This is a genomic window from Exiguobacterium acetylicum (assembly GCF_022170825.1).
GTDB lineage: Bacteria > Bacillota > Bacilli > Exiguobacteriales > Exiguobacteriaceae > Exiguobacterium_A > Exiguobacterium_A acetylicum_B.
Window position 1 is genome coordinate 2,735,266 of the sequence record NZ_CP081878.1, and the last position, 12,846, is coordinate 2,748,111.

Annotated in this window: 8 protein-coding genes; 4 read left to right on the forward strand and 4 right to left on the reverse strand. The window is 43.0% G+C overall.

Annotation, left to right across the window (positions count from 1 at the left end; genetic code table 11):
* Position 1: 1 nt before the first annotated feature.
* Positions 2–1,516, reverse strand: a complete 1,515-nt coding sequence (locus tag K6T22_RS14275) for a DUF1524 domain-containing protein (protein ID WP_238237920.1) — start codon at positions 1,514–1,516, stop codon at positions 2–4.
* A 388-nt stretch (positions 1,517–1,904) separates the two neighbouring features.
* Here K6T22_RS14275 and K6T22_RS14280 point away from each other — a divergent pair, with 388 nt between their 5' ends.
* Both K6T22_RS14280 and K6T22_RS14285 read left to right on the forward strand, forming a co-directional pair.
* Complete coding sequence (locus K6T22_RS14280; protein WP_238237922.1) at positions 1,905–2,339, forward strand: sigma factor; 435 nt, start codon at positions 1,905–1,907, stop codon at positions 2,337–2,339.
* Entirely contained in the window at positions 2,336–3,169 is an 834-nt protein-coding gene (locus tag K6T22_RS14285; RefSeq protein ID WP_238237923.1) for a tyrosine-type recombinase/integrase, read from the forward strand. The genes K6T22_RS14280 and K6T22_RS14285 overlap by 4 nt, the downstream gene beginning before the upstream one ends.
* Here the strand turns inward: K6T22_RS14285 and K6T22_RS14290 are convergent.
* Positions 3,150–3,968, reverse strand: a complete 819-nt coding sequence (locus K6T22_RS14290; protein WP_238237924.1) for a tyrosine-type recombinase/integrase — start codon at positions 3,966–3,968, stop codon at positions 3,150–3,152. The genes K6T22_RS14285 and K6T22_RS14290 overlap by 20 nt on opposite strands.
* Positions 3,969–4,197: 229 nt before the next feature.
* Between K6T22_RS14290 and K6T22_RS14295 the strand changes: the two genes are divergently transcribed.
* Together K6T22_RS14295 and K6T22_RS14300 are read left to right on the forward strand one after the other, a co-directional pair.
* On the forward strand, positions 4,198–4,641 hold the full coding sequence (locus tag K6T22_RS14295; protein ID WP_238237925.1) for a hypothetical protein: 444 nt from the start codon (positions 4,198–4,200) through the stop codon (positions 4,639–4,641).
* 135 nt (positions 4,642–4,776) lie between these two features.
* Positions 4,777–7,107, forward strand: coding sequence for a bifunctional diguanylate cyclase/phosphodiesterase (locus K6T22_RS14300; protein WP_238237927.1), 2,331 nt, complete (start codon positions 4,777–4,779; stop codon positions 7,105–7,107).
* Between the two features lie 204 nt (positions 7,108–7,311).
* Here K6T22_RS14300 and K6T22_RS14305 read toward each other — a convergent pair whose 3' ends face one another.
* A complete protein-coding gene (locus tag K6T22_RS14305) occupies positions 7,312–12,153 on the reverse strand; it encodes an Ig-like domain-containing protein (protein WP_238237928.1) in 4,842 nt (1,613 codons plus the stop codon).
* A 293-nt stretch (positions 12,154–12,446) separates the two neighbouring features.
* A complete protein-coding gene (locus tag K6T22_RS14310) occupies positions 12,447–12,740 on the reverse strand; it encodes a hypothetical protein (protein ID WP_238237930.1) in 294 nt (97 codons plus the stop codon).
* Positions 12,741–12,846 lie beyond the last annotated feature (106 nt).

A 12,846-nucleotide genomic window follows, 5' to 3' on the forward strand; every position in this document is an offset into this window, starting at 1 on the left:
TTCACTCCTCAAAATAATCTACTGTATCATTAACATTACGATCAGAATTTACGATTCTATCTACTATATTTTTTGATGGTAAACCCTGAGTAACAAATTCAAATTCCTCTTGTAATTGGTAACGGTTCTCAATTATTTCAGACGAATTTTTTAACAACTCTTCTGTCGAAGGTAACATCCCCCATACTTGGTCTATCATGTATAGTACAGTAACCAATGCAACACCTGTTAATATCCCTACTAGAGTAGAAGTAATTAATGGAATAAAAGGTATTCCTAAGCCATTTAAAAACTGTTCTATTGCACCTTCTAATGTAATCCCTCCAGCAGCAATAATTCCTGTAATGATTAATTTTGTTACTTCGCGATAAAGCACAGATTTTGATAATTTTTGAGGATTAGTCATCAAAATTTTCAATGCATGAAAAATTGATAAAAATCCCTCTCTTATGATTCTAACTATTCTTTTTTTGGTAGTTACAAACATATTAATAATCGTTGTCAATATTGAAGAGATTAATCCGCTTATTACGCCTTCACCAAATGCTAACGAAATCGAACTTAGAAGTCCTTTTAATTTTTGATTAATACTTAAATTAATTCTCTTCATCATTTTATTTAATTCGTATATCATTACTTTATCTTCCCGATAATTTTTAATCATTTTTGTATAACTCTTCAGTTCTTTAAATAATTCCTTATTCAAAGTATGAAGTATAATTCCTACCGCCTCACGTACTCCTAATTTTAATCCGTCTTGTAATCCTGCTGCTACTCCAGTTACTGCATAGCTTCTTAATTTATTTCCTGTCGATACTTGATGTTCGTCATAAGCAATATTTGCATTCAAAGCAATTTTTTGCGCTCTATCTTCATCAATTGAAAACCGTAAATCATTAGTTTCGTGTTGTCCATTAACCTTACGATTTCTAAATTCATCTAACTGTTGATTTCCTTTTGATTTATTTAAAGTTTCATCGGTAACAACAAGATTTCTGTTATCACTTGAGAACGCCCGTTTCGCTTCATCCTTTAACAAAAAACCACCATTTTTGTGAAATGCATGTAAAGGTATAACGTGATCAACATTTGGTCTCTCGATCGTTTTACCTGTATAAGCATCAATATGCCCACCATGCCTTTTTTCATTTTGTTGCAAAACAATTTTTCTTGAAGATTCATATTCATATTTCGATCGATCATATTTATCTTTATCTTGTGCAATAATATTTTTTTGGGAATTATGAATCGTAGTCACTTCCCCACCGTGCTGATCCTGATGAAAAAGATGACTTAGTCCAAAACTTTGTATAATAGTTTTAGAAACAACTCCTCCATACTCATAAATTAAGTCATCAAACATATTCTCTTTTTCTTTAGAAGATTTATTATTTAAATCATTAATTATTTTTTCGTATTCTTCGATATTTAATTGACTTCTCTCATAATGATTGTCAAATCTCTCTTGAAAGTAAGAGAACATTAGTTCTTCTTCACCAGATAATCGACTTTTCAATGAAATACCTCCTAATAGTCATTTTTTTGAATAAATTATCTTTTTTGTAATATCATAATATATAATCCCATTATATTGCATAAACAAATAAATAAGTATTATTGTTTCAAAAAATGTTTTAAGTTAAATAAAGCTTTGGTTTATAATATTTCCGAACACCCTAGCGGATAAGTAGAGTTATCCTGAAAGGGTTCGCGATAGAATGCGGGTTTATCTAAAGCAAACGGATAGAATGACGCTGAATTGCGTCACTTACGCTATTTAAAAGTTGAAGAATCCGTTGGCATGATTGAAGAAATCGGTCGTTGCATCGAGCGGATAACTCTACTTATACTAAAACTACCGCGGAATACATAACAGATATGCATATCTGAAGAAACGGACACTCATGAACGACTTACTACGCAACTGGATTCCCCTCGTTAACTCCCTCCTGTCTTGCCTCTCGATCCATCCGAACGAACATGATGAATGCCGGCAAGCCGCTTTGCTCCGACTGTGGAAATCAATCGAAGAAGGGAAAGTCATGACCGTCACCTTCGCCCGGATTCGGGCGAAAGGCGCGATGCTCGACTACCTCGCAACCCGCAACCGGACGCTTTCAACGGAAGTCGCAGTCGAAACGATGCCAGAACTCCCTCGCAACCCGAACGTTTCCTTTCATTATCTCCTCAGTGAACTCAAGCGTGAGTTATCAAACAAGGAGTACACGTTTCTTGAAGCCTTGATGCACGGAACAGAAGAGACGCTCGGTTACTCACCGGCACGACTGCGCTCATTGAAGTCGGAACTCCGACAGAAAGTCCAGTATCTCCTCGGATGATGACGTATTACCAAGAACGTCTACTCGCAATCATCGACCAGGCGGACTACAGTCAGCTGACGAAAAAAGCCTACCGCTCGGACGTACGGCATCTCTGCCGACACGTTGAACGGATTGATGTCCCGTCCTTGCAACGTTACGGTAAGTTTCTGCGCGACACCTACGCGCCAGCGACTGCTGCCCGCCGTCTGCACGCCCTCTCGATTTTGTTCGATCACCTCGTCGCAGAACGTTCACTCCAGACAAATCCACTAATACGCGTCAAAAAACCGGTTCCAGCGCCCCACCGAAGACTTGCCTTCACCTACGATGACATCCACCGTGTCATCGAGACGATTCGCGACGAAACCGTTTACGCCTTTAGCTTTCTGCTCCTGCATACAGGACTGCGGTTTTCGGAAGCCCGTGACTTACGGCTTGCAGACGTCGACTTTACGCATGATCAGTTACTCGTCCGGCGTGGTAAAGGTGATAAAGTACGGCAAGTTCCACTGCACCATGCGTTACGCCGTGTCCTGATACGTTACATCGAAACGATTCGCCCTGATGCCCTTCCACTGTTTTGCGAAGACAGCGGTCGACCTGTCAATCCAGCAAAGTTCCGTCGTGTCCTGAAGGAAGCAAGTGTGCACTGTCTCGGACGAATCATTCGTCCGCACGACATCCGGGTGACGTTTGCGACGACACTTTATCACGCCTATCAGACGAACATTCTGACGATCATGCGGTTGCTCGGTCATAGCGATGTCCGGACGACCCAGCACTATGTCCTACCATCGCACGACATTGCCCATACATCAGTCAACCGGCTCAAGCGGACAGACGGTTAAGGACATCCCGCACATGGTTCGTCTGACTACGGATATAGCCTTCCGTCGTCGAGATGCTGGCGTGACCAAGCAACCGCTTTATCTCGAGCAACTTTAGTCCTGCCTGCTGATAAAGATAGGTTGCATAGGCAATCCGCAGCATATGGGGACGGACGTGACGCTTCAGATGTATGAACCCCACTTCACGCAGTGCCCTTCTCGCTGCATGTTCATTGATCATCCGTCCCGTGACGGACTGAAACAAATAGCCCGTCCTCCGACCTGCTAAAAAGGCAACGATCTTATCACGGAGTACCTCTCCGATTGGAACAGTCCGTGTTCGTCCCCCTTTTCCGTAACGAACGTACAGTTCATTCTTCCCCACATCAAGATCCTGTACCGTCAACAAACGGGCCTCCATGAAGCGGAGGCCCGTTTGGCTGAGCACCTCGAAGAAGAGGCGATATGTGGCATCTGTAATGTGTCGGATCACTGGAATTAACTCTTCACTATCATGATACGTCTCATCTTGGAGACGTTGATGGACGATCGGACGGATCTCGCCCATCGGATTCTTTTTAAGGCGTCGCCGTTCGACGAGGACGTTCCCGAGTCGATGTAAGACGTGATACCGTCGCAAAATCGTCGACGGCTTATAATGGGCTTTCATCCAGTGAAAGTAACGTTGCAAGGACGCGACTGACCAGTCGACGTGATGTAAACGCATCTGTCGCAGATCACTCCGATACGCCTTGATTGTATGGGCTGTCCGTGAGGAATCCGTCAATAAATAGTGATCGAGATAGTCATAGTGAGTCATAGGTAGTTCCTCCTTTGGATGGTGACAGGTGATGGAGCACACGAGTGATTTTCTATGGAATATCAAGAAACGCTTCCCCTAAACGATCAATGAACGAAAACCAAAAACAAGGAAAAAAGTTACAATCGTATTGAATCTACTTTCTGTCGAACAGGATAGAAAACATACCTTTCTTTACCCTGATCGACAGCGCGTTGATTCCATTCCCAACAAACAAAGGAGCTTACATATGAATACGGATAACGACTATCTTGGTAACCCATCGGATATTCTCGTCACGACGTATGTGACGGAAGAAGACTTACGCGACGTCATCGCCATCGAATTCAGAGACTTCTGGCACCCGAAACTGCGCATCACCCCACATGAGCTCGTGATTACCGGATCGACCGTCTCAACTGAACATCGCTTCGCCCATCATAAACCGTTCACCCTCACGATTGCCCCGTTTCGCATCCGTCATAACATCATCTCGTTTCACATCTATGACATCAGTCCAGCATCCCAAGAACAGACGATTTTAAACTTGCTAAAGGCAAACCCTAACTTGTCATACAGCTATCACATGATTCATGTCCACCTCCAACCATGCGACTTTGGAAATCAATTTTTCCATACGTTACAGTATACGAAATTAATGGATCATAAAATTCTCGTCGGTCTTCATCTATAGTCGATACGCTTGATTTTTCCTTACCCGTCAGATGTTATTTGAAAAAAATGTATATGATCAGATAAAAAAGGGTATTTAGATTACACCTTTATATTTGATTAAACATTTCATTCTGCCGAGGTGACTCCATCCATCATGCCAAACCATACGATGCATGCTCATACTGACTTTTTACTCGTCACGTTATCTTATCTGATTGCTGCAACATCCGCTTACATCGCAATTGAACTTGCAGGACGCGTCAAGACGGCGACAAATCGTTCGAAACATCTTTGGTTGATTGCCGGTGGATCGATTTTAGGTCTTGGCATCTGGTCGATGCATTTCGTCGCGATGCTTGGGCACGGTACATTGAAGGAGGCGACCTACTCGTTCCCACTCGTTTTTTTATCGGTCATCATCGCGATGGTCGGGTGTATCCTTGGCTTTTATCTTGTCGCCCGTCGCATGTCCCGTGAATCATTCGTCCTTGGTGGTTTTTTGATGGGGAGCGCGATTGCTGGAATGCATTATGTCGGGATTGCCGCTTTGCAGGGAATGACCCTGCAGTATCACACGGGGTACGTCTTACTCTCGATTTTGATTGCGATCGCTGCGTCTTGGACAGCACTTTGGATTGGCTTCTTTTCCCGTTACGCGAAACGACAAATGCTGGTACAGACGAAAGTCTTCTTTGCCCTCATCATGGGCATTGCGATTTCCGGGATGCATCACGTCGGAATGCTTGGCTTAGAGTTCCAGATGATTCCGTCATTCACGAGTGATCAAGTCATCGAACCGACGATGCTGCTAACGCTTGTTTCGATCGTCACGCTGTTTTTATTCGTCGTCTTCTTCGCTTCCGTTTTGTTTGATCTTCAGTTACGTAAACGTGACTTCATCCAAGCGACGATTCTTGAATCAACTGAAGATGGTGTCGTGACGACGAATCCTGATGGTCTAATCCAATATGCGAACTCGCTGTTCTATGATTTTTTCCCGGAACGTCATCCATACTTAACGGAGCATGACGTAGCTTTACGTCTTGATGTACCCGATCATACGAAACAAATGCTACACGTCGACGAACGTATCCTTGAAGTCGTCAATCACCCGCTCAAAGGCGAGAACTTGAATCAGACACTGTGGTTCTTCCGAAACGTCACCGATCAAGTCTTGTCACAGCGGCAACTCGAACATCTCGCCTTCCACAACCGGTTGACGGACTTACCGAATCGAGACAAGATCACTTTGTTCATCGAAGAACAGATTAGACAAGCGATTCCGATCTCCTGTCTATCCCTCAGCATGGATCGTTGGCTTTCTCTGAGTGACATGCTTGGTCATCACGGGATCGAAAACCTCCTCCTGCAAATCGCTGAGCGATTGCAGGCGACGATTCATGCGCGAGATGTCCTTGCGCAAGTTGATTCGTCCGAATTCCTCGTCGTCCTCAGTGATGAGCGGAGTCATCTTGCGACCCACAAGGCAGAAAAATGTTATGCTGCGCTGTCGCAACCGTTCGATATCGATGGAACGGTCATTACGCTAACGATGCGCGCTGGAATCAGTCATTATCCAGAAGATGCTCAATCAGCGGATGAGTTACTTCAATATGCGAAACTCGCCTTACATGCCTCTTTTAATGAAACGCAAGGTGTCATCAAAGAATTTAAAGTCGAAAACCGGAACGAGATTCTCCGGACGGTTGAGATTGAGAAATACATGACGGAAGCTCTCAAAGAAAACGCCTTTGAACTCGCCTTTCAACCAAAGATTGCAGTAGCTACGGAACGAATGACAGGTGTAGAAGTGTTAGCACGCTGGACGCATGACGAGCTTGGTTTCGTCTCACCAGCGGAGTTTATTCCGGTTGCTGAAAACACGGGAGCGATTCATGCCTTAGGTGACTGGGTGCTACGTACTGCCTGCCTGCGCTGGGTCGCATGGCAAGATATCACACCTGAACCGTTCTCGATTGCCGTCAACGTCTCACCGCTTCAGTTCGCGAGTCAAAAATTCCTACGTCGCGTCGAAACGATTCTTGCGGAGACAGGAATGAATCCTGCATACCTCGAACTCGAAATCACGGAGTCGGCTGCCTTATCCTATGAGACAGCGACCTATGAAAAATTAGCACGCTTACAGGAGTTAGGCATTCGCGTCTCACTCGACGATTTCGGGACTGGTTACTCGTCATTTAAGCAGCTTCGTTCGTTACCGATTCAGTTGTTAAAGATTGATCGTTCTTTCATTAGTTCGTTATTTGACGGTAAGAATCAACAAGCAGTCGTCCAATCAATGATTCAACTCGGGCACAATCTAGAGATGGAGGTCTTGATTGAAGGGGTAGAGACAGTCGAACAGGCAGACTGGCTTGCTCGAGAAGGTTGCGATTATTTCCAGGGCTATTATTTCAGTCGACCGCTAAATGAAGAAGGATTGTTTGGGTATATAAACCTGTTGCGATCGAGCGGGAGTGCTTGATACTCGATTCGTAAACTTTGAAGAATACAATAAAGCGAGCCTCGTAATGTAGGCTCGCTTTATTGTATATTTTTTATTATCATCTGAGAAAGGCGTGCTTGGTTCGAGTTAATGCACTGCATCCGATAAATCCTAAACATCAAGTAGCGATACTTCCAATTTTAGAAGCGTCGCTACTTAAAATTCATTTCAAACCACTTCTGCTTACTTCACCGTAATCTTAACCTTCACACTCGTACTGTTCCCAGCCTTGTCCTTGACGGAATAGGTTAGAGCATATGTCCCTTTTCGTTTCGTATTAACGCTACCTGTCACTTTGATTGATTTCGTTAAAACACCATCCACATTGTCTTTTGCCGTGACTCCCGTTTTCGGATTAAAGGACGACTTATATTTTATCGTCTTCGATTTAGCGCCCAAAATGGTTGGTTTGACATTGTCTTTGACGGTGATTTTCCGAAGAGTCGTCACTGTGTTTCTGGAAGCATCACTGACTTTATACGTCAGCGTATATACACCAACCTTTTTGACATTAACAGTGCCAGAAACCTTGATATTTTTTGAGATGACACCATCGATATTATCTTTCGCCGTCACACCGCTCTTCGTATTAAATGAGCTGTTCAAGTTAATCGATTGGTTTTTGGCACCTGAAATCACCGGTTTGACCGTATCTTTGACCTTTACATTCCGAATCTGTTTATTCTCGTTTCCAGCTTTGTCTTTTACGCCATACGTTAGACGATACAGACCTGGTTTTTTGTTATCTACTTTTCCAGCAATTGAAATCGATTTCGTCAGATCTCCATCCGTCTCGTCTGAAGCTGTCACCTTAATTTTAGGATCAAAAGGCGACCCTGCTTCAATCGTTGCATCTGTTACGCCCTTCAAAATAGGTAATGTCGTATCCAATGCTTTTAGCACCAAGATATCGCTTTTGTTTCCTGAAGGATCAGAGACTGTGAATTTAAATTCAGCACCTGTTTTTGGTGTCACAATGGAGAAACTGAACTTACCGTTAGCATCAGCTATCGTTTCCATCGTTTTTGTAGCATATACCAACTGGACTTTCGCTTTCGCCTCTGTCAATCCAGTAATACTAACCGAACCATTTGTAATCTGATTAACCTGTAGCACTGGTGCCGTTTTATCGGCTACAAGCGTAGTGACAGTAGAACTGACGTTTCCTGCACTATCCGTTGCCGTCGTTATTAATGTCGTTCCTGCTGCTTGCTTTGGAATCGTCACTTTAAACGCCCCATCTTTTCCGACAGTCGCTCTTCCGATTTCCTTCGAATTTGCTTTAATGGAAATCATAGATGCTGCCTCTGCCTTTCCTGTAATGATCGTCGTTTGATCTGTCACTTCAGATAGAGTTGGCACAGCCGGTGCTGTCCGATCAAGTACTTTCACTTCGAGCGTTTTACTAACGTTTCCTATTGTGTCTGTGCTAGTGATGAGTAATATTGTTCCTACTGTTTGTTTTGGGATAGCGAGCGTAAACATACCGTCCTTATCTACTGTTCCTTTCACCAGTTCCTGCGAACCAACTTTAACCGTTACTGTCGAACTGGCTTCGCTTGACCCTTTTACAGAAGTCGACTGATCCGTTACTTCTGTCACGACTGGAATAGCTGGAGCCGTCCGGTCGAGTACTTTCGTCTCGACCGCCTGACTCACGTTTCCTGCTTTATCCGTACTTGTGACAGACAAGACAGTATCTGCTTTTTGTTTACCGATGACTATCGTATATCGACCATCTTCTTTGACCGTGACTTCTCCTAAAACAGTCGATCCTGACTTGACGGTAACCATACTATTCGCTTCGGCTGTTCCTGTAACTGTTTCAAGGTGATCCGTCACAGTCTCGATCGTTGGCTTAGATGGTGCCGTTTTATCAACGACGATTACACTGAGTGGTGTACTTGCATTTCCTGCCTCATCCTGAGCAATGATTGAAAGTTCTGTTCCGGCTACTTGCTTTGGTACTGTCAATGTGAACTGACCAGTAGCATCGGCTGTCGTCCGTGCTAGTTCTTCCTTATTTTTCTGAAGAATGACTTTAGCATTTTTCTCAGTCGTTCCCGTAACCGTCGTCGAACGATCCGTTACTTCATTGACTTTCGGTTGAGATGGTGCCGTCCGGTCCTTGACTGTCACTTTCGTAACAGTGCTGATATTCTTTGCTTCATCGACCGCTGTTACTTCTAAAATCGCATTTGCCACCAATTTTTCAACCGGTATGCTGAACGTTCCATCAGCAAGTACGGTAGTCCGCCATTTTTCTGCTTGATCAATGGATACGATGACGGTAGACTTCGCTTCCGCCTTACCTTTGATCACAGTCGAGCGGTCCGTCACTTCATTGACTTGTGGTGCTGTCGGAGCTGTTTTATCTGTGACTGTGATCGTTTTTGGATCACTTACATTGCCAGCAGCATCCGTTACGGTTAAGACAAGTTTTGTTTTAGCTGCCTGTTTTAAAATCGCTACACTGAATGCGCCAGTTGCATCTGACGTTCCGCGAACGACTTCTTTACTGTCTTTCTTCAAAATGACCGTCGTATTCGGCTCAGTCGTTCCCTTTACTTTTGTCGACTGGTCAGAGACTTCTTCTACTTTCTTAATGACAGGTGCTGTCCGATCAAGTACGCTCAGTTTCTTTTGTTTACTGACGTTCCCGGCTTCATCTGTGGCTAGAAGATAGAGAGTAGCACCAACTTTTTGCTTTTCAATGACTAAGGAGAAGTTTCCTTTCTCATCCGTGTACCCTTGAGCTAATGTCTTTTTCGTTTCGTTTTTTAATTCAACGAAACTTCCAATTTCCGTTTGACCGGTAACAGTGTTGACACGGTCAGAGATTTCTGACAGCCCACTGAAAACAGGTAACGTGTTATCCATCACCGAAACTGACATGCGCTTACTTGTATTTCCAGCAGCATCAACAGCCGTTACATACAATGTCGTACCTTTAGTCTGTTTCGCAATCGTAACGACGAAGTTACCATTTGCGTCCGCTGTTGATTGTCCGAGCAATTCTTTAGCAGCGTTTTTCACTTCGATGGTTGCATTGGCTTCGCTGACACCTTTAACTTCAGTAGTCGAATCCCCTACCGGTTCCACACTGATCACCTTAGGTGGCGTACGGTCGATCACGGTCAGACTGACTCGCTCACTCATGTTTCCGGTAGCATCGCTTGCCACAACCGCTAATGTTTGTCCACTTGTTTGTCGTTTAATTGAAATCGTAAACGAGCCGGCCTCACCTGCGTTTGCTTGACCTAAAAGATTTTCGCTTGCATCGTAAACGGAAACACTAGCATATGCCTCCGTCACACCAGACACACTTGTCGACTGATCCGTCACCTCATTGACAGTCGAAATGACAGGTGGCGTCTGATCAGTAATCGTAACCGTGCTTGTCTCACTTCGGTTACCTGCAGCATCCATCGCAAACACGGATAGATTTGATCCTGCCGGTTGCTTACCGACATAGAAGTTGAACTGACCATAATAATCCGAATAGCCACTCGTAATGAACCCTTGATACGAGGACTCTACTTGTACGTACGTATTCGGTTCTGTATATCCGTATACGTATTCACTTTGATCCGACATGCTCCATAATGACGGAGCACTTGGCGCTGTCCGATCAACCACCGTGGTATACGTGGTAGGACTGGAATTGCCATGGTAGTCCGCAAAAATAACACGAAGCTCTGTTCCTGCAGTCAAACGTGAAATCGGTAAAGTAAAGTATTCTCCACCGTACATTTCTGAACCGTAGGCAAGCAGATTCCCCCAATTATCAAATACGTAAAGACTTCCATACCCATTGTTCCATGGAATGTATCCAGAAATATAATCCGAAACATCCGATACTTCATTGACCGAGACAGCAGACAAGTTCTGTGTTTGAAGGGCGGACTTTGCATTGACACGACCATAACCAAAGTAGTCATCACGTCCTGTAGTTCCTAAATCATCTGCCGTACTTGTCAGGCGATCCGTAATGGCATCAGAAGATAAACTGTAGTCATATGACTTGATGAGAGCTGCAACACCAGCGACGACCGATGATGCCATCGAGGTTCCACTGTAATAGTCATATGAATTGTAAGGTGTTGTAGAATAGATACTGCTTCCCGGTGCCGTAATATCAATGTTTGATCCATAATTCGAAAAAGACGACAACTCGTCTGACGATGTCGTGGAGCCAACAGAAATGACATGGTCGTAGGAAGACGGATAATGCGCCGAACTCGTCGCATCATTTCCAGCTGCGGCAATCACCAACACATCGCGATTATAAGCGTAATTGATCGCATCCTGGAAAGAAGAACTATAGTAGTAATTCCCAAGACTCATATTGATGATGTTTGCTCCGTGATCGACTGCACGATAAATGCCTTTGATGACATCTGACGTATAAGCCGATGTACCAGCAAATACATCAATCGGCATGATAGACGCATATGGCGCAACACCTGTTCCACCATAGTAGTTATCAATCGAACTTCCGACGATACCCGCAACGTGGGTTCCGTGATCACCGCTCGTTAATGTATACGGAGAGTCATAAACCACATCATATGGATCCGTGATTTTACTTGCGAGATCTTCATGATTCAGATCGATACCGTTGTCTAAGATGGCGACTGTGACATTTGCTCCCATTGAACGGTTCCAAGCTTCTTCCGAATGAATGTTTTGATGATGTGACTGTGCATAAAAATAGTAATCGTTAGGTGAATACGTTAAATTCAACAATCGATCTTCTTCAACATGTAGTACATTGTCTTCCTTCTCTAGTTCTTTAATGAAAGAGGACGTCGAAGTGCCTTTTGGTACATCTACTTGAAGAATCGTCTGTTTTCGATCGCTCTTAGAAGAGACGATATCTCCTTCGATATCTCCAGCGTTTGTTCCTTTCACTTGCACGATAACTCGTTTAGGTTGTTCTGATTCTGTTGCTGATACGACGTGTGTCCATCCAAGAAAAGTGACACCTACGGCTAAAGCTAGGCCGGAATAATGAAATTTCAACTAGATTCCTCCATCTTTATATAAATAATTCCAAAAATTAATTTACCACAAAAATTAACCGTTTCCTTTTATTACAAATCAAATTAATTAAATGATTTATTTTGCGAGGATTATCTAATGAAATCTAAATAAGTGAAAGAATTTATTTGAATTTAATTAAGTAAGTTCATAAAAAAAAAAAAAAAAAAATTACTTTGCATATAAAAAAGACCTCCGTGAAAACAGAGATCTTTTTTACTTCGAACTATTAAATCAATGACTATGATGTATCACACTACTTTTTAAAAAAATCATCATAATTTATTTCGTAATATTGTCGTAAGTATTTCTTCCAGCTTTGATATTTCTAAAAAACCCGTTTCATCCAATCTTGGAACCGCATGATTTTCGAGATATCTCCAATCTTCTCGAATCGTTTGAATGTCATTGGCATTAGCAATTTCCTTACTTGTAGATCGCATTAAAATACGATAAGAATATACCCAAAATCCTGTTTTATGTTGTTGCATGATAAAGTACTCATTTTGCTCAATATTTTTCCAAAAATTTAAACCACCTAGTGTGGAAACTGGTTTTCTGAAAGGCATCTTTTTAGCTCCTCTTGTATATTCTTTTGTATAGTCGATTTTCTATCTTTTAAAAATATGTCTTAGTATCCCTATAATTTGAATGCATTCATCTACAAAAGGAAGA

Excerpts from the sequence above, each read along its gene's own strand:
- K6T22_RS14290 (WP_238237924.1), bottom strand. The coding sequence starts at position 3,968 with ATGACTCACTATGACTATCTCGATCACTATTTATTGACGGATTCCTCA.
- K6T22_RS14280 (WP_238237922.1), top strand. The coding sequence starts at position 1,905 with ATGAACGACTTACTACGCAACTGGATTCCCCTCGTTAACTCCCTCCTG.
- K6T22_RS14285 (WP_238237923.1), top strand. The coding sequence starts at position 2,336 with ATGATGACGTATTACCAAGAACGTCTACTCGCAATCATCGACCAGGCG.
- K6T22_RS14310 (WP_238237930.1), bottom strand. The coding sequence starts at position 12,740 with ATGCCTTTCAGAAAACCAGTTTCCACACTAGGTGGTTTAAATTTTTGG.
- K6T22_RS14295 (WP_238237925.1), top strand. The coding sequence starts at position 4,198 with ATGAATACGGATAACGACTATCTTGGTAACCCATCGGATATTCTCGTC.
- K6T22_RS14300 (WP_238237927.1), top strand. The coding sequence starts at position 4,777 with ATGCCAAACCATACGATGCATGCTCATACTGACTTTTTACTCGTCACG.